The sequence below is a fragment of the Streptomyces sp. HP-A2021 genome (assembly GCF_022807935.1).
Classification (GTDB): Bacteria; Actinomycetota; Actinomycetes; order Streptomycetales; family Streptomycetaceae; genus Streptomyces; species Streptomyces afghaniensis.
Map to the genome: position 1 here is coordinate 1,520,118 of NZ_CP094344.1, position 17,630 is coordinate 1,537,747.

Consider the following 17,630-nt stretch of genomic DNA (forward strand, 5'->3'; position numbering starts at 1 on the left):
CGTGGACCGGCAGGAGCGCGTCGTGCGCGAACTGCTCGGCGCGCACGGCCGGACGTACGCGGACGAGGCGGGTATCCGGCTGAAGGACACCCCTCAGCCGCTGTACCGGCTGCTGGTGCTGGCCCATCTGCTCAGCGCCCGCATCCGCGGCTCGATCGCGCTGGCCACCGCCCGTGCCCTGCACGAGGCGGGGCTGCGCGACCCGCGCCGCATGGCGGAGGCCGACTGGCAGGAGCGGGTGGACGCGCTCGGCCGGGGCGGCTACCGGCGCTACGACGAGCGTACGGCCACCCAACTCGGCGACGGGGCCGAGCTGTTGAACGAGCGGTGGGGCGGGGATCTGCGGCGCCTGCGCCGGGAGGCGGACGGCAAGGTGTCCGAACTGCGCCACCTGCTCCAGGAATTCCCCGGGATGGGGCCGGCCGGTGCCGACATCTTCCTGCGCGAGGTACAGGGTGTGTGGCCGGAGGCCGCCCCGTACCTCGACGCCAAGGCCCTCCAGGGCGCAGAGCGGCTGAAGCTGCCGAAGGACCCGGGCCGTCTCGTCGAACTGGCCGGGCGGACCGACCCGGCCGTCCTCGCCGCGGCGCTGGTCCGGGCGGCGGTGGACAAGGACGTCGCCGAGGACACGCTGCGGCGGGCCGCCTGACCCCGTCCGGCCCGGCCGCTCACCCCAGCAACCAGCCCCCGTCCACGGGCAGTTCCACCGCGTTGACCGACCGGTTGCGCAGCAGGAAGTCGACCGCGTCCACCACGTCCGCCATGGAGGCCAGCCGCCCGGTGGGCGTCTCGGTGCGCAGCACGTCGAGCACCTTCTCCGGCTTGGCCTGCCAGTAGGGGCTGTCGCCGACGACGCCGGGGTGCACCGCGTTGACCCGGACGGGAGCGAGCTCGACGGCCAGGGAGTTCATCAGGCCCCGGACGCCCGCGTTGACCGTCGCCACCGTCGTCGCCCCCGGGTAGGGGCGTTCCTTGGCCTGTCCGCCGAAGAGCACGATGGCGCTGTCGTCGTGCAGCCGGGCCCGCAGCGTGTGCACGACCTCGGTGTAGCCGACGAGCTTGAGGGTGACCAGCCGCAGCGCGGCGTCGATGTCGTACTCGTTCACCTTGTTGTCGTCCCGGGAGACACCCGCGACCACCAGATGGTCGACGCGTCCCACGTCGGCCAGCGCCGCCGCGATCTCCAGCGGCCGCGCCAGGTCGAGGGCGATGCCCCGGGCGCCGAACTCCTTGGCGATCAGGTCGGCGCGGTGGGCGTCACGACCGGTCAGGACGACTTCGTCGCCGCGCTCGGCGCGGGCCCGGGCGAACGCGAGGCCGATGCCCGACGTGCCGCCGACGACAAGGACACTGCTCATGACCCCTCCTCAAGCACGTGGCGCAGATAGTCCCAGTCCCTGGTGAACCGGTACGAGTGCCGCGCCGGTGGCTGCGGCGCCTGGGTCTCCAGCCACCGCAGGGGCCCCTGCCCGGCATTGACGAACCCATGCACACAGCCGGCGCCCGCCCACGCGAGATCCCCGGGCTCCAGCCGGTACCGCTCGCCGTCGAGGGTGGTCTCGGCGACGCCCTCCAGGATCAGATACGTCTCCTCGAAGGGGTGGTCGTGGGTGCCGATGACGCCCTCGGACGCGTACTGCACCATGAACATCGTCGAGCCGACCGCGCCCAGGTCGCCGTCGACCATCATCTTCACGGTGATGCCGCTGTAGACCAGCAGCGCGGTGCGCATGCTCGCCGTGACGGCCAGCAGATCCTGGGACTGCTTGCCGGGATCCATCTGGGCGGGCTCGAAATGACCGAAGGAGCGGGTGCGCGGGTCGCGGACGTCGACCCGGACGGGGTCGCGAACGGGCAGGTCGGGCACCGTCTGGGTGTCGTACCCGTAGCGGGCCCGCGGCACGGGGGCGAGCATGTCCGCCCAGCGGCCGCCGGTGTCCCCGGCGCCGCGCCAGGCGTGCGGGACGCCGATCGGCAGCAGGCCGTAGTCACCCTCCTCCAGGAGGTACGAGCCCTCGGGCAGGTCGAGGACCACGGCTCCGTCGAGGAGGTGGAAGCTCTCCTCGTAGGAGTGCACATGGGCGGGCACACGGCCGTCGGGGCGCAGTTCGCACAGGCCGAAGCCGGTGTGCACACTGCCGTCGTCCTCGCCGACCAGCGTCCGCCGCCGGTGGCCCAGGGCGTCGTACGGCGGCTCGGGCAGTCCGGCCGCGCGGCGCACCAGATGGTTCGTCATGCCGGGGCCCTCTCCCCCGTCTCACCCTTCGCCTCCTTCGTCTCCTTCGCCGCGAGGAGCCGGTCGCGGGCCGCCGCGACGAGCCGCAGCGCGCGCCCGGTGTCGGCGACCAGCCTGCCGTCGCGCTTGTGGATCACGCCGTCGACGAGGACGGTGTCCACGTTGGAGACGTCCGCGCACAGGGTCACCGCGGCCGCCGCGTCGTGCACGGGCGCGACGTTCAGCGCGGTGGCGTCGATCGCGACGATGTCGGCGCGCTTGCCAGGGGTCAGGGAGCCGGTGCGGTCCTCCAGTCCTGCGACATGGGCGCCGTTGAGGGTGGCGATCTCCAGCATCTGACGCGCTGTCAGCATGTTGCTGGGGACGGGCATGTTGGCCTGCCAGCAGTCGGCGTTGACGCGGGCGCGCTCGGCGCCGAAGGCCGCGCGGATCTGGGTGAACATGTCGCCGGGCACGGTGGTGACGACGTCGATGCTGAGCGACGGCCGCAGCCCGTGCTCGATCGCCTGCATCACCGGCGGCCAGCCGTGCCCCATCTGGAGCTCCACCTGCGGTGCGACGGACACCGTGCCCCCGCTGTCGGCGACCATCCGCCACTCCTCCTCGCTGAAGTAGCAGCAGTGGACGTAGGTGGTGTCCGGGCCGAGGAGCCCCATGCCGTGGAGCTGCTTGACCATGCCGAAACGGCCGGCCAGCCGCCCCATGGCCACGTGCACGGTGATCGGGATGCCGAGTTCGCGGGCGAGGGCCCACTCGGCGGCGACGACCTCGTTGACGCAGAAGCCGGGTCCGCGGGTGGCGAGGCCCATGGTCAGCAGACCGTCGTCGGACGCGAAGTGCGTCGACCGGATCCGCCGGACGTCGTCGGCCGGCATCGCGATCTTGCTCTCGAACCAGTAGTCGGCGAGGGAGGTGTTGGCGCTGCCGTACGCGTACTGCGCCCGGATGCCTGACTCCGCCAGGCCCTGGATCGCGGCGTCCGGGTGGTCCGGGGTGTTGTTGATGTGCGACCAGTCGACGAGCGTGGTGATCCCGGCGTTGAGGCATTCCAGCGCGCCCGCGAGGTTGGCCGCGTAGACGTCCTCCGGGGTGTACAGGGGTGCGAAGGTGTCGAGGATGTCGACGAAGTAGTCGTCGAGGGTGGCGTCGGGTGCGACGCCCCGGATCGGCGCCTCCCAGGTGTGGCGGTGGGTGTCGACGAAGCCGGGGATCACGATGTGGCCGCTCATGTCCAGGACTTCGGCGTCGGCGCTGATCTCGGGCTCGACGGCCGCGATCCTGCCGTCCTCGACGAGGACGTCCCCCTGGGGCAGATCACCGACGGCGGGGTCCATCGAGATCACATGACCGGAGCGCAGCAGTGTTCTTGTGGTCATCGCGCTTCCTCCAGGTGTCGGTGCGGGGTCGGTGGGCAGCGTCGATGGGCGGCTCAGTAGGCGGCTAGTTCGCGGACCGCCGTGACGACCTTGTCGGCGGTGGGGATGACCTGTTCCTCCAGCGCGTCGGCGAACGGCAGCGGGACGCACTCCCCCGCCACCCGCCGCACGGGCGCGTCCAGCAGGCCGAAACCCTCGTCGGCGACGATCGAGACGACGGTGCCGCCCCAGCCGCCCTGGTACGGGTTCTCCTCGACGGTGACGAGCCGCGAGGTCCTGCTCAGCGAGGCCAGGACGGTCGCGGCGTCCAGCGGGACCAGGCAGCGCAGGTCGATCACCTCCGCCTCGATCCCCTCCCCCGACAGCACGTCGGCGGCCTTCAGCGCCAGGGGCACCGTCGAGGCGAGCGCGACGAGCGTGACGTCGTTGCCCTCGCGTACGACGGCGGCCCGGCCCAGCTCGACGACATGATCAGGCGGTGGCGGCGGTCCCTTGGTGGCCAGCAGGGCCTTGTGCTCGAAGAAGACCACGGGGTCGTCGCTGCGGATCGCCGCCGCCATCATGCCGATGACGTCGGCGGGTGTGGCCGGTGCCGCGATCTTCAGGCCGGGGACGGTCAGGGCCCAGTTCTCGGTGGCCTGGGAGTGCTGGGCGCCGAAGCCGAGCCCGCCGCCGTTGGCGGTGCGCACGACCAGCGGCACCGTCACCTGGCCGCCGGTCATGTAGCGGACCTTGGGGATCTCGTTGGCGAGGTAGTCCCAGCAGCAGGCCAGGAAGTCGGAGAACATGATCTCCGCGACGGGCCGCATCCCGGTCATCGCGGCGCCCATCGCCGCGCCGACGATGGCCTGTTCGGATATGGGTGTGTCCCACACCCGCTCGGGCCCGAACTCCTTCAGTAGACCCACGGTCGTTTTGAACACACCCCCGGCCGCGGCGATGTCCTCCCCGAGGCACACGACCGACGTGTCCCGGCGCATCTCGCGCGCGATGCCCTCGGCGACGGCCTCCCGGTAGGTGATCACGTCCGCCATGCGGCACCTCCGTCCGCCCACACGTCGGTCAGCGCCTCCCGCGGATCGGGCGGGGGCCCGGCCTTCGCCGCCTCGACGGCCCGCTCGACGAGGGCCCGGGCCCGCTCGTCGGCCTCCGCGACCGTCTCCGCCCCGGTCCCCAGCTCGGCGAGCCGTCCCCGGGCGAGGTCCAACGGGTCGTGCTTGAGCCACCGTTCGACCTCCTCGGCCGGACGGTAGGCAGCCGGGTCGGAGCGGCTGTGCCCGAAGTGCCGGTAGGTCTCGGCCTCCAGTACGGCGGGCCCGTCCCCTGCCCGGGCCCGCCGCGCGAGCCGCGCCACCGCCTCCTCGACGGCCTCGACGTCGTTGCCGTCGACGACCTCGCCCGGGATGCCGTGGGCGGGCGCCCGGTCGGCGGCGGGCCGGGCCACCGCCGTGACGTCGGCGATCGGCGTGTACTCCATGTACTGGTTGTTCTCGCACACGAACAGCACCGGCAGCTTCCACACGGCGGCCAGGTTGAGCGACTCGTGGAAGGCACCGATGTTCGTCGCGCCGTCCCCGAAGAAGGCGACCGCGAGCTGGTCCGAGCCGCGCAGCCGCGCCGACCAGGCCGCGCCGACCGCCATCGGGAGATGGGAACCGACGATGGCATACGAGCCGAGCATGCCGGTGGCCGCCTTGGTCAGGTGCATGGAGCCGCCCTTGGCCTTGCACAGCCCGGTCGCCCGGCTCATCAACTCGGCGAGGCACTCCTCGGGCGTGGCGCCCCGGGCGAGGGCATGGTGGTGGCCCCTATAGGTGGCGAACACATAGTCGTCCGGGCGCAGTGCGGCGCTCGCACCCACGGCGATCGCCTCCTGCCCGGCGGCGAGATGCGTGGTGCCCTTCACCAGGCCCTGGAGGAACAGGTCGTGGGCGGCCTTCTCCGTACGGCGGATGACGGCCATCCGCTCGTAGCAGGCGAGGAGTCCGGCGGCGTCCATCAGTCCCCTCCGTCGTCACGAGACGCGTCGCGAGAGGTGTTGAGATGGGACTGCGCCTCCCGGCGGGTGTTCAGCTCACCGCCCACGGTCCAGTACTTGCGCCCGGCCACCAGCAGTTCCTCGGCGGGGAACTTGGTGATGACCTCGCAGCCGTCGGCGGTGACGACGAGCTCCTCCTCGATCCGGGCGGCGGACCAGCCGTCGGCGGCCGGCCAGTACGTCTCCAGGGCGAACACCATGCCCTCTTCGAGGACTTCGGGGTGGTCGAGGGAGACCAGGCGGCTGAAGATCGGCTTCTCCCAGATCGACAGGCCGACGCCATGGCCGTACTGGAGGGCGAACGCGGCGGTCTCGTCGGCGAAGCCGAACTCCTCCGCACGCGGCCACACCCGCACGATGTCGGCGGTGGTCGCGCCCGGCCGGACGAGCGCGATCGCCTGGTCCATGTACTCACGGCAGCGCACATAGGCGTCCCGTTGCGCCCGGGAGGCGCTGCCCACGGCGAAGGTGCGGTAGTAGCAGGTGCGGTAGCCGAGGTGACTGTGCAGGATGTCGAAGAAGGCCGGGTCACCGGGGCGGATCAGGCGGTCGCTGTAGACGTGCGGATGCGGTGAACACCGCTCGCCCGAGATGGCGTTGACGCCCTCGACGTACTCGCTGCCGAGGTCGTACAGGACCTTGGCCACGACACCGACGCACTCGTTCTCGCGCACGCCCGGGCGCAGATACCCGTAGAGCTCCTCGTAGGCCGCGTCGACCATGGCGCAGGCCTGGGTGAGCAGGGCGATCTCGTCACCGGTCTTGACCCGGCGGGCCTCCAGGAAGACCTGCTGTCCGTCGACGACGTCGATGCCCTCGGCGCGCAGGGCGGCGAGGACGGGCATCTCGGCGACGTCGACGCCGAGCGGTTCGTTCGCCAGCCCGTGGTCGCGCAGCTCGGCGGCGATCTTGGCGGCCACGTCCTCGGCGATACCCGCGTCCGGGTGGAAGGCGCCGCGCAGGGTGGAGATGCCGGCCCGGGCTCCGGTGGGCGGACCGCCCTTGCCGTCGCTGTAGTCGAGCCACGGGTTGTACAGCTGGTGGTGCCGGGCGGCGGAGCCGAAGTCCCAGACGACGGGTTCACCGTCACGCACCAGCAGGGCGAAGCGGATCAGCTTGTCCATCGCCCAGGTGCCGATGTGCGTGGCGGTCATGTAGCGGATGTTGGCGAAGTCGAAGCTGAGCACCGCGCCGAGCTCGGAGCGGTTCAGAAACTCGTGCAGCCGGGCCAGCCGCTGTCCGCGCAGCCGGTCCAGGTCGATGCGCTCTTCCCAGTCGACGGCGTTGGGGCCGTATGTGCGGATCGCCATGGCGACCACCCCCACTTCGGAGTGAACGCCCGGGTCCTGCGGGTGTCAAGTGTCACTGAACATCGCCGGAGACGAACCAGACACCGACAGCCGGTACCTCTCCATCGTTGCGGTAGCGGTGGGGGGTCGTCGACTCGAAGGAGACGGCGTCGCCCGGGCGCACGGTGTACTCGTCGAAACCGAGGGTGAGGATCAGTTCGCCGGAGGTCAGATAGCCGTACTCGGTGCCGGAGTGCCGCATCAGGGCGCCGGAGCCGGAGGAGGAGCCGCCGGGCCGGTAGGTCACCAGCAGGAAGTCGACATCCGCGCCCGGCACCCGGCCCAGGCGCTCCCACACGACGCCCGAGTCCAGCTCCAGCGTCTCGCGCTCGCCCGCGCCGACCAGCGGGCCGATCCGCCGCCCCGGGTCGGCGGCAAAGGCGGCCAGGGCGTGCACGACAGCGCCGGGCGGGTTCACGCCGGCCATCGGCGAGGAGGCCCGGGCGTCGAAGAGGGACTCGACGGATATTCCCAGGACGGTCGTGATCGCATAGAGGGTGCTGACGGACGGCTGGCTCTTCCCGGTCTCGATCTGCGACACGAGACTCGCCGACACACCGACTTCTCGTGCGAGCGCACGCAGGCTCATCCCACGCTCCAGACGCGCCTGCCGGATACGCGCCCCGACGGGCGGCACGACGGCGGCTGACACGGGCGGCTCCTTTCGGGTCCCCAGGCGGTGTGTGCAGTCTCATTGAACAGCGCGCGGAAGCCCTGACGCCACTACTTCCCTGCCGGGAACACCGCCGTCACCTGCCAGCCCGCTTCCCCTTCCACACCCCCGCGAGGTCCCGCGCGCAGCTCGCCGCCCAGTGCCGTCACACGTTCGGTCAGGCCGACCAGGCCGAAGCCGCCGCCGTGGGCGGCCTCCGGGAGCTGGGTGCCGCCGCGGCCGTCGTCCGTCACCGTGACCTCCAGCCGGTCGCCGGGGCAGGCCAGCCGGACGGCGACCTCCGTGGCGTCGCCCGCGTGGCGCCGTACGTTGGTCAGCGCCTCCTGCACGACCCGGAAGGCGGCCGCCTGCACCTCGTGCGGCAGGTCGTCGGACACGGCAGGGTCACGGTGCAGGACGGTTCTCTGCGCCGGGCTCGCGAAGCCGTCGACCAGGTCCGTGACCGCGGCCAGGTCGCCGACGGGACGGCGGTCGGCGGACTCCGGGCCGGTGTCGCGCAGCACGCCCACCGTGCGCCGCATGGACGCCAGCGCCTCGGTCGCGGCGCGCTCGATGCCGGCCAGGACGGGGTCCAGGTCCTGCGGCTGCCGGTCCGCCATCATGCGTGCCATCTGCGTCTGCACGAGGATCCCGGTGACGTGGTGCGCGACGAAGTCGTGCAGGTCGGCGGCGATGGCGACGCGTTCGGCGCGGCGCGTCTCGCTGACGGCGACGGTGCGCCGGTAGTCAAGGGAGCGCAGGTACGCCGCGAGCCCGGCGGTGAGCCCGACCAGCACCAGACCGATCAGGGCGAACGCCAGCACCTCGCCCTGCAACGACCGGTAGTGCCGCACCGGCAGCAGGAGCAGAGCGACCGCGTCGAGCACCCCGCACACCAGGGCCCACGGCCACGGGCAGTGACGTACGGCGACGAACAGCAGGCTCAGCAGGACCGCCACCTCGCCCGGCCCGAAGGGTGCCTCCGCGCGGTCCGCCGGCAGCACGGCCGCCGTGTACAGCGCGGAGACCACGGCGGGCGCGGCGGTGCGCAGCGTCGGGGTGAGCCACAGGGGCCTGTGGCCGGCCGGCCACAGTACGGCGGCGAGCCCGACGAGCAGCACCGTCACCGTCGGCCAGACGGTGGTGTGGAGGCCGTGCGCGACGAGCAGGTCGTAGACCGACGCCGCCAGCAGGAAGCCGACGCCGAAGCCCCGCACGCAGCCCCGGGGAGAGGTGGATCTCATGCGGCTCACGGTATGCGAGGCCCTGGCCGGCGGGATCGGCCGAACGACCGAGGGTCCGGCGCCCGGACCTGGCCGTTCGGCGGAGGCGCGCGCCCGGGTCCGCGGGCGAGCATGAAGCCCCCTCCGCCGCAGCCCTGCCCCGAACCCTGTCCCAAGCCCTGAGGCATGATCGACCCATGACGACCCCCGGCCAGCCCGTCCCCTCCGGCCCGCCCGGCGACCCCGGCCGCCGCGGCGCTCCCATCCGGGTGCTCATCGCGGACGACCAGGACATGGTCCGTACCGGATTCCGGTTCTTCCTCGACGCCCAGCCGGACATCACGGTGGTCGCCGAGGCCCGCGACGGCGAGGAGGCCGTGGCGCTGGCCCGGCGCGAGCGGCCGGACGTGTGCCTGCTGGACATCCGGATGCCGAGACTGGACGGGCTGGAGGCGACGCGCCTGCTGGCCGGGCCGGACGTCGCCGACCCGGTGCGGGTGGTCGTGGTCACCACCTTCGACCTCGACGAGTACGTGTACGGCGCGCTGCGCGGCGGCGCCTGCGGATTCCTGCTCAAGGACTCCGGGCCGACCCTTCTCGCGGAGGCCGTCCGGGCCGCCGCCGCGGGCGACTCGCTGGTCTCCCCCTCGGTCACGGTCCGGCTGCTCAAGCACGTCACCGCGCCGCCGGCCGCCGACACCGCGCCACGGCCGGCGCTTCCGGCCCCCTCCGCTCCGCTCCGGGAGCCGCTGACCGAGCGCGAGCTGGACGTGGTCCGCCTGGTCGCCCTCGGCCGGACCAACGCCGAGATCGCAGCCGAACTGTACGTCTCCCTCTCCACGGTCAAGACGCACCTGTCCAGCGTCCAACTCAAGCTGGCCGCCCGGAACCGCGTCGAGATCGCGGCCTGGGCCTGGCAGAACGGGTATGCCCGGGCCGGAGCGTGAGGCGTCCGTGCCGCGGGCGGCGCTCACCCGAACAGTCCGGTGCCGGTGGTGGGCCCTCGGTACCGGTGATGCGCTGAGGACATCCACGTTCTCAGGAGGCACTCCCGATGACCCGTCGTCCGTACCGGCTCGTCCGCGCTCTCTCCTGCGCCCTGGCGGCAGGCACGCTGCTGGGCACCGCCGCCTGCTCGGACGACGACGGCGGCGACGACGGTTCACGCGTCCCGGGCGTCACCGCGTCGCAGGTCGCCGGTGAGCGGCAGACCCCCTATCCCACCGCCACCCTCACCACGGACGGCGCACGGGCCGCGCTGATCACCGAGGCGGACATCGAGGACGACTGGACCCAGGTCAAGGACACGGAGGCCGACAACTGGCACGACAGCCTGCTCATCGGCACGGTCGACGTCTCCGACTTCCTCACCGCCAAGGCCCAGGCCGCCGACTGCCAGCGACTCCTCGACTCCCTCTTCGACGACGATCTGCTCGGCAGACCGTCCGGGGCGTCCGAGCTGCGCGGCTTCGAGCAGGGCGACTCGCGCCTGCTGTACCAGGTCGCCTCCTACGAACGGACCGACCCTCAGGACTCGTTGAACTGGATGGCGAGCCTGCCGGAGAAGTGCGACCAGTTCACCGTCACCGACGACGGCGAACAACGCACCGTCCAGGTCGTCGAGGCCTCGCTGCCCGGCGCGGGCGACGCCCGTGAGGGCCTGCGCGTGACCGTGCGGGGCCGGACCGGGGGCGCGCAGGCCACGCTGACCCTGGACGTCGCCGCCGTACGCGTCGGTGACCACGCGATCACCGTCACGGCGGGCGGGCTCGACGGGGGCGAGAGCGACTCCGTCCAGCAGGCGGTGCGGCTCGGTACCCAGCGCTTGCAGGACGTACTGGCCGGCAGGACGCCCTCCCCGAACCCCGGCGAGGTCGACTGACACGGTCCGCGGCCCTCCCCCGCAGCGCGCACCGGCGACGGCCCGGCCGGCTCTGCCGATTCCCGGGACAGGTGATCATCGGAGCGGCACAATGGCGGCGATGACCGGTACCGGTCGCTCGTGCGAGGAGAGGAAGAGACGTGAGTGAGAGCCACACCCCGCCGAGCGGCTCGGCGAGGCTGAACACCGGTGTGGCGCACAACGCGCGCGTGTGGAACTACTGGATCGGCGGCAAGGACAACTACGAGGTCGACCAGAAGGTCGGCGAGCAGGTGGCCGGCATGTTCCCGATCATCCGGGACATCGCCCGGGCGGACCGGGACTTCCTGGGCCGGGCCGTGTCGTTCCTGGCCGGCGAGCGCGGAGTGCGGCAGTTCCTCGACATCGGCACGGGGCTGCCGACGGCGGACAACACCCACGAGATCGCCCAGCGGCTCGCGCCCGACTCCCGGATCGTCTACGTCGACAACGACCCGATCGTGCTGGTGCACGCCCGCACCCTGCTGACCGGCACCCCCGACGGCGTCACCGCCTACATCGACGCCGACGTGCACGACCCGGACGCCATCCTCGAACGGGCCGGGCACACCCTCGACCTCACCCGGCCCGTCGCCGTCATGATGCTGGGCATCCTCAACTTCGTCCTGGACACGGAGAAGGCCCTGGACATCGTGCGCCGCGTGATGGCCGCGGTCCCCTCCGGCAGCTACCTGGTCCTCACCCACCCCACGTTCGACGACGAGCTCGGCGGCGCGGGGCAGATCCCGGCCATGAAGTTCTGGAACGAGAACGCCACTCCCCCGATCACCGCCCGCAGCGGCGCGGACATCGCCGCGTTCTTCGAAGGTCTGGAGCTGCTCGAGCCGGGCATGGTGTCGTGCGGGCAGTGGCGTGCCGATGCCGGCTCGGCCGTGCTGGTACCGCAGTACGGCGCGGTGGCCGTGAAGGCCTGACGCCCGGCGACCGTCCCGTCGAGGAGGACGTATCCAGGAGGACGTATGACGACCCTGGCCGATCCGGTGCCCGGCGGCCGTCCCGGCGACGTCGAGCGGGCCACCGCGCTGAGCGGCGAGCTGTCGGGGCGGGGTGTGCACGGCGTCGTGCTGTCCTACGTCGACACCGCGGGCATCGGCAGGGTGAAGACGATCCCGACGGCCCGGCTCGCCTCCGCCGCGGCCTGGGGCGTCGGCATGTCCCCGGTGTTCGACACGTTCCTGGCGAACGACTCCATCGTCACCACCGACGTCCTCGGCTCCCCCGACGGCGATCTGCGCCTCTACCCGGACCTCGACCAGCTCGTGGTCCTGGCCGGGCAGCCCGGCTGGGCGTGGGCGCCGGTCGACCGCGTCACACAGGACGGGGAGCGGCATCCCGGCTGCGGGCGCACGTTCCTGCGCCGGATCGTCGCCGAGGCGGCCGAGCGGCACGGCCTGACGTTCAAGGCGGCCGTGGAGGTCGAGTGGACCCTGGCCCGCGGGGACGCGCACGGTGACGCGTTCGTGCCCGCGACGACCGGTCCGGCGTACGGGGCGGCGCGGCAGGTCGAGCTCAGCGACTACGCCGCCGACCTGCTGGCGGCGTGCGCGGCCCAGGGGCTCGATGTGGAACAGGTCCATCCCGAGTACGCGGCCGGGCAGTTCGAGATCTCGGTGGGTGCCGTCGACCCGGTGGCGGCGGCCGACCGCAGCGTGCTGGTGCGGCAGACGGTCCGCGCGGTGGCCAGGCGGCACGGGCTGCGCGTCTCGTTCGCCCCGGCCGTCGTGGGGCAGGGCGTCGGCAACGGCGGGCACGTCCATCTCTCGGCCTGGCGCGACGGGGTCAATCTGCACTCCGGCGGCGAGGGCCGCTACGGCATGACGGCCGAGGCGGAGTCGGTCACGGCCGGCCTCCTCGCCCACCTGCCCGGTCTCACGGCCGTGACCGCGCCGAGCCCGGCCAGCTATCTGCGGCTCCGGCCCTCCCAGTGGGCCGGGGTGTTCACCGCGTGGGGCCGCGAGACCCGGGAGACCGCCCTGCGTGTCGTCACGGGCACCGCGGGCCTGCGCGACCAGGCGGCGAACGTCGAGATCAAGCCCGTGGACCTGGCGGCCAATCCCTACCTCGCGATCGGCTCCCTGATCGCCGCCGGGCTGGACGGCCTGACCTCGTCCGCCGCCCTGCCCGGGGAGACGACCGGGGACCCGGCACGGCTGGGCGAGGCCGAGGCGGCGGCCCGGGGCGTACGGCGGCTGCCGGTCTCGCTGGGGCAGGCCGTCGAAGAGTTCCGCGGGGACGACGTGCTGCGGGCGGCCCTCGGCCCGGTCCTGGCCGACGCGGTGATCGCCGTTCGGCGGGGAGAGCTGGCGTCGGTCGCCGGTCTCGACGACGACCAGGTGGCGGCGGCGTACCGGTGGAAGTACTGACGTGGGCGCGGTCCGCGAAGCGCTCGACGCCCTGAGCCTGGTCGACCACCACTGCCACGGCACGGTGGCCGCCGATCTCGGCCGGGAGGCCTTCGAGCCGCTCCTCACCGAGGGCGACGCGTGGCCGGGCGTCTCGCCCTTCGACAGTCCCGCGGGCGTGGCCGTGCGCCGCCATTGCGCTCCCCTGCTGGACCTGCCGCGGCACGCCCCCGTCGAGCAGTACCTGGCCCGGCGTTCGGAGCTCGGCTGGCGCGAGGTGCAGCGGCGCTTCCTGAGCGTCTCGGGCACGGACGTCTTCTGTGTCGACACCGGATTCGCCCCCGACCGGCTCACCACCCCGCGCGAGGTCGCCGAGGCCGCGGGCGGGTCCGCGTACGAGGTCGTGCGGCTGGAGAGCGTCGCCGAGTCGGTGCGGGCCGCGGGGATCGAGCCGGACGCCTACGCCGACGCCTTCCGCGCGGCGGCGCTGGACGCCGTACGGCGGCCGGGCGTGGTGGCCGTGAAGTCGGTGGCGGCCTATCGCACCGGCTTCGGCCTGGACCCGGCCCGCCCCTCGGACGCGGAGGTCACCGGCGCCGCCCGGCACTGGACGGCCCGCGGCGGCCGCCTGGACGACCCGGTCCTGGTCCGGCACCTGCTGTGGACCGCCGTCGACCTCGGCCTGCCGCTCCAGCTGCACACCGGGTTCGGCGACAGCGACATCCGGCTGCACCGGGCCGACCCGGCCCTCCTCACGGACTGGCTGCACCTGACCGCCGGGACGATCCCGGTCCTGCTGCTGCACTGCTGGCCCTACCAGCGGCAGGCCGCGTACCTCGCGGCGGTCTTCGAGCAGGTGCATCTCGACGTCGGCCTCACGCTCCACCACGTCGGCCCGGCCCGGGCCGGTGCGGTCCTGGCGGAGGCCCTGGAGATCACACCGTTCCGCAAACTGCTGTACAGCTCCGACGCGTACGGTGTGCCGGAGTTCTTCCACCTCGGGGCCCTCGCCTTCCGGCAGGGCCTGGCGGAACTGCTCCAGGAGCGGGTGGACGCCGACGAGCTGTCCCTGCCGGACGCGCTGCGGATCGCCCGGTGGGCCGGGCGGGACAACGCCCGCCGGGTCTACGGGCTCCCGGACGACCTCCCGGAAGGCGGTTGAACGGCGTGTGGCCGGTCACAGTTCCTCCCGAGCGGCTACCCAGGAAGTCCGAACGGCTGAAAGTATGATCAAGCGATGTCTGACATGACCGAAACCACGCCCGGCTGGCTGTCCTCCGACGAACTGGAGATGACACGCGCCCGCATGCCGATCCTGTACGTCGAGGCGGTCCCGGTCCGCGTCGACGACAGCGGCGAAGTCACCAGTGTCGGCGTGCTGCTGCGCATCGGACCCGACGGGACGGTCAGCCGGACGCTGGTGTCCGGCCGCGTGCTGCACCACGAACGCGTCCGCGACGCCCTCCTGCGCCACCTGGAGAAGGACCTCGGCCCGGTCGCGCTGCCCCGGGTCCCGACGTCGCTCCAGCCGTTCACGGTTGCGGAGTACTTCCCGACGCAGGGCATCACGCCGTACCACGACCCCCGCCAGCACGCGGTCTCCCTCGCCTACATCGTGCCGGTGACGGGTGACTGCCGGCCCCGGCAGGACGCCCTCGACCTGGTGTGGTTCAGCCCGCAGGAGGCCGTCTCGGAGGCGGTGCAGAGCGAGATGCCGGGCGGTCACGGGGTGCTGCTCAAGCAGGCGCTGGCCCATGCGGGCTGCGTGATCTGACGGGTGCGGGCCATCACCGGGGGGTGAGCTGATGCGGCTTCCCGACATGCCGCTGCACGACCCGTTCGTCGTCGCCGACGAACCGACGGGCACCTACCACCTGTACACGTCCAACCACCCCTCCGTGTCGGGCGTGGACGGCACCGGCACGATGGTGTACCGCAGCCACGACCTGCGCGACTGGACGCGCCCCGTCGTGGTGTTCCGGACCGCCGAGCAGGAGGGCATCTGGGCGACGGACGGCGCCTGGGCCCCGGAGGTGCACGCCTGGGACGGCAGGTACTACCTCTTCACCACGCTGCACAACGCGGACAAGCCGCTCCCGGTCCCGCCGCCCAACCAGTGGGGTGTCCCGTTCCGGACCCCGACCCATGTGCGCGGCACGATCACGGCCGTCTCCGACTCGCTGCTCGGCCCGTTCACCGTGCTCGACCCGGCACGCCCCGTCCCGCCCGAGCACCTCATGACCCTCGACGGCACCCTGTACGTCGACCCGTCCGGGCAGCCCTGGATGGTGTACGCGCACGAGTGGCTGCAGACGATCGACGGCACGATGGAGGCGATCCGGCTGGCTCCCGACCTGTCCCGGACGGTCGGCGACCCGGTCTACCTCTTCAAGGCCTCGGACGCGCCCTGGACCGCCGAGCAGATCCCCGCGGGCGTACCCCACCAGCTGCCGCCGTACATCACCGACGGCCCCCAGCTGTACCGCACCCCTGACGGGTCCCTGCTGATGCTGTGGTCGACGTACGAGAAGAACACGGCCGGCCGGGACGGCACGGTCAGCGGCGGCTACGTGCAGACGTACGCCGTGTCGAGATCCGGGGACGTCCAGGGCCCGTGGCGGCAGCACCGGCCCCTGGTCCGCGACGACAGCGGCCACGGCATGCTGTTCCACACCTTCGACGGCCGCCTGATGATGATCCTCCACCGGCCCTTCGAGAACGCCCGCGGGAAGCTGTACGAGATGGAGCTCCGCGGTCACGAGCTGAAGGTGCTGCGTCGGCGCGACGACCTCGACGGAGGCGGCTGAACAACGCCTTCACACCTTGGCCCAGGCCCGCCCCCACGCCGAGGCGACGGCGCATGGGCTGCGTGGACTGACCGGTCGCCGCGGCACGGCACTAAGCTGTACCAGGTGAGAAGGTACGCCATGGCGACTTCCGCTCCGGTCGGCATCCCGCCTGGGTGAATGCCGCGATAGCTGCCGCTCGACAGTGACCCGAGATCGGGCTACACAGGCCACGAGGCGCTCGTGATGGCAGGAGAGTGGCAAGGGCAGCATCCGAGGCAGCCACAGCTGCCGGAGTTGCACGTGCGCCTGCGTACCGAGCTGAGCCGGATCGACGAGCAGTTGCGCGCCCTGCTGCACGCCATGGACCGGATGCAGGGCCTGCTGGACGCGGTGGTGGCCATCAGCCGGGAGGTGGAGCTGACCGCGGTTCTGAACCGCATCGTGACCACCGCCATGGACTTGGTCGGCGCCCGCTACGGGGCACTGGGGGTGCTCAACAGGTCCGGCGAGCGCTTGGAGGAGTTCATCACCGCCGGGCTGTCCGAGCAGGAACACGCCGACCTGGCCGGGACCGACCTGCCTCGCGGTCTGGGTGTCCTCGGCCACTTGATCAGCCATCCCGAGCCGCTGCGGATCGACGACATCCCGGCCCATCCGTCGTCCGCCGGCTTCCCGCCCGGCCACCCGCATCTGCGTACGCTGCTCGGAGTCGCCATCAGTGTCCGCGACGAGATCTACGGCGACCTGTACCTCTCCGAGCGGCGCGACGGACAGCCCTTCGACATCCACGACCAGAACGTCGTCACCGCCCTGGCCAGTGCCGCCGGCATCGCGATCGAGAACGTCCGCCTGTTCGAACAGGTTCGTGTCGGGGCCGAGCAGTTCCAGCGGCTTCTCCTGCCCGCACTGCCCGACCTGCGGCCCTTCACCGCCGCCGCCGTCTACCGGCCGGCTGCCGAGCCCAGCAGACTCGGAGGGGACTGGTACGACGCGATCCCCCTGCCCGGCAACGTCGTGGCGGTCGTCATCGGTGACGTGGTCGGCCACGACCTGGAGGCCGCGGCCGCCATGGCCTCCACACGCAACATGTTGCGGGCGCTGTTGTTCGACCCGGGCAGTACGCCCGGCGCGGTCCTCGCCCGGCTCGACCGCACGCTCCAGGCCATCACGACCAACCCCGTCACCACCACCGCCCTGGCCCGCATCGAACCGGAGGGACCGGTCTGGCGCATGCACTGGAGCACAGCGGGCCACGTCCCGCCCCTGCTGATCACCCCTGAAGGACGAGCCGAATACCTGTCCGCCGAGCCGGGACTGCCGCTCGGAGTCGACCTCGAGGAACCCCGCCCCGACCACTCGCGCGTCCTTCCCCCGAGCGCCACAGTGGTGTTCTTCACCGACGGGCTCGTCGAACATCCCGCCCACGCCATCGACGAGAGTCTGGACGAGCTCGCCGAGCTCGCCACCGTCCACGCGGTGCGGCCCCTGCGCGACTTCGTGCGGGCGCTGGCCGACAACCACCCGAGTGACGGTCACGACGACATGGCCGTCCTCGCCGTGCGCACCCCGCCTGCCTGAAGCCGGCCGTTGTCCCGTCCGAGGGGGGCAAAAGCGCCTTCGGCGGCGACCGGTTGCCCAGCTCAACGGTGCCGTGGTGGTCCCGGGGGTTCCGACGGATGATGGTCGAGGGCTGTCGATGCGGAG

At 72.4% G+C, this 17,630-nt stretch carries 17 protein-coding genes; 9 read left to right on the forward strand and 8 right to left on the reverse strand.

The genetic code is table 11. From position 1 onward, the window contains the following. The first annotated feature begins 1 nt into the window (after position 1). Positions 2 to 649 (forward strand): endonuclease, encoded by a 648-nt coding sequence (locus MQE23_RS06880; protein ID WP_243378565.1) that lies wholly within the window; start codon positions 2 to 4, stop codon positions 647 to 649. A 19-nt stretch (positions 650 to 668) separates the two neighbouring features. Here the strand turns inward: MQE23_RS06880 and MQE23_RS06885 are convergent, their stop codons facing one another. The 8 genes from MQE23_RS06885 to MQE23_RS06920 form a co-directional block, all read right to left on the reverse strand. Next, positions 669 to 1,358 carry an SDR family oxidoreductase gene (locus MQE23_RS06885; protein ID WP_020269821.1) on the reverse strand — a complete coding sequence of 230 codons (690 nt, stop codon included), beginning with the start codon at positions 1,356 to 1,358 and terminating at the stop codon, positions 669 to 671. Further along, positions 1,355 to 2,236, reverse strand: coding sequence for a cupin domain-containing protein (locus MQE23_RS06890; protein WP_243378566.1), 882 nt, complete (start codon positions 2,234 to 2,236; stop codon positions 1,355 to 1,357). The genes MQE23_RS06885 and MQE23_RS06890 overlap by 4 nt, the downstream gene beginning before the upstream one ends. Then, the gene (locus MQE23_RS06895) at positions 2,233 to 3,612 is read right to left on the reverse strand and encodes an amidohydrolase family protein (protein ID WP_020269823.1); all 1,380 of its coding nucleotides are present in this window, start codon (positions 3,610 to 3,612) and stop codon (positions 2,233 to 2,235) included. The genes MQE23_RS06890 and MQE23_RS06895 overlap by 4 nt, the downstream gene beginning before the upstream one ends. 53 nt (positions 3,613 to 3,665) lie before the next feature. Next, entirely contained in the window at positions 3,666 to 4,646 is a 981-nt protein-coding gene (locus MQE23_RS06900; RefSeq protein ID WP_020269824.1) for an alpha-ketoacid dehydrogenase subunit beta, read from the reverse strand. After that, a complete protein-coding gene (locus tag MQE23_RS06905; RefSeq protein ID WP_243378567.1) occupies positions 4,634 to 5,611 on the reverse strand; it encodes a thiamine pyrophosphate-dependent dehydrogenase E1 component subunit alpha in 978 nt (325 codons plus the stop codon). Before MQE23_RS06905 ends, MQE23_RS06900 begins: the two co-directional genes overlap by 13 nt. Then, a complete protein-coding gene (locus tag MQE23_RS06910; RefSeq protein ID WP_243378568.1) occupies positions 5,611 to 6,960 on the reverse strand; it encodes a Xaa-Pro peptidase family protein in 1,350 nt (449 codons plus the stop codon). The genes MQE23_RS06905 and MQE23_RS06910 overlap by 1 nt, the downstream gene beginning before the upstream one ends. Before the next feature lie 52 nt (positions 6,961 to 7,012). After that, on the reverse strand, positions 7,013 to 7,651 hold the full coding sequence (locus tag MQE23_RS06915) for an XRE family transcriptional regulator (protein WP_051185508.1): 639 nt from the start codon (positions 7,649 to 7,651) through the stop codon (positions 7,013 to 7,015). A 71-nt stretch (positions 7,652 to 7,722) separates the two neighbouring features. Beyond that, positions 7,723 to 8,895, reverse strand: coding sequence for a sensor histidine kinase (locus tag MQE23_RS06920; RefSeq protein ID WP_051185509.1), 1,173 nt, complete (start codon positions 8,893 to 8,895; stop codon positions 7,723 to 7,725). A 176-nt stretch (positions 8,896 to 9,071) separates the two neighbouring features. On the opposite strand from MQE23_RS06920, the gene MQE23_RS06925 reads away from it, so the two are divergent. From MQE23_RS06925 to MQE23_RS06960, 8 genes are all read left to right on the forward strand, one after another. Beyond that, positions 9,072 to 9,821 carry a response regulator transcription factor gene (locus tag MQE23_RS06925; RefSeq protein ID WP_279345132.1) on the forward strand — a complete coding sequence of 250 codons (750 nt, stop codon included), beginning with the start codon at positions 9,072 to 9,074 and terminating at the stop codon, positions 9,819 to 9,821. Positions 9,822 to 9,928: 107 nt separating this feature from the next. Then, positions 9,929 to 10,756: a hypothetical protein gene (locus tag MQE23_RS06930; protein ID WP_243378569.1), complete on the forward strand. Its 828-nt coding sequence runs from the start codon at positions 9,929 to 9,931 to the stop codon at positions 10,754 to 10,756. Positions 10,757 to 10,896: 140 nt separating this feature from the next. Then, positions 10,897 to 11,709: an SAM-dependent methyltransferase gene (locus tag MQE23_RS06935; protein WP_020271087.1), complete on the forward strand. Its 813-nt coding sequence runs from the start codon at positions 10,897 to 10,899 to the stop codon at positions 11,707 to 11,709. A 45-nt stretch (positions 11,710 to 11,754) separates the two neighbouring features. Further along, complete coding sequence (locus tag MQE23_RS06940) at positions 11,755 to 13,158, forward strand: glutamine synthetase family protein (RefSeq protein ID WP_243378570.1); 1,404 nt, start codon at positions 11,755 to 11,757, stop codon at positions 13,156 to 13,158. 1 nt (position 13,159) lies between these two features. Further along, a complete protein-coding gene (locus MQE23_RS06945) occupies positions 13,160 to 14,299 on the forward strand; it encodes an amidohydrolase family protein (protein WP_243378571.1) in 1,140 nt (379 codons plus the stop codon). An 84-nt stretch (positions 14,300 to 14,383) separates the two neighbouring features. After that, positions 14,384 to 14,911, forward strand: coding sequence for an NUDIX hydrolase family protein (locus MQE23_RS06950; RefSeq protein WP_020271090.1), 528 nt, complete (start codon positions 14,384 to 14,386; stop codon positions 14,909 to 14,911). 31 nt (positions 14,912 to 14,942) lie between these two features. After that, positions 14,943 to 15,944 (forward strand): glycoside hydrolase family 43 protein, encoded by a 1,002-nt coding sequence (locus tag MQE23_RS06955; RefSeq protein ID WP_243378572.1) that lies wholly within the window; start codon positions 14,943 to 14,945, stop codon positions 15,942 to 15,944. Positions 15,945 to 16,226: 282 nt separating this feature from the next. Next, the gene (locus tag MQE23_RS06960) at positions 16,227 to 17,504 is read left to right on the forward strand and encodes a GAF domain-containing SpoIIE family protein phosphatase (RefSeq protein ID WP_020271092.1); all 1,278 of its coding nucleotides are present in this window, start codon (positions 16,227 to 16,229) and stop codon (positions 17,502 to 17,504) included. Positions 17,505 to 17,630: the final 126 nt, after the last annotated feature.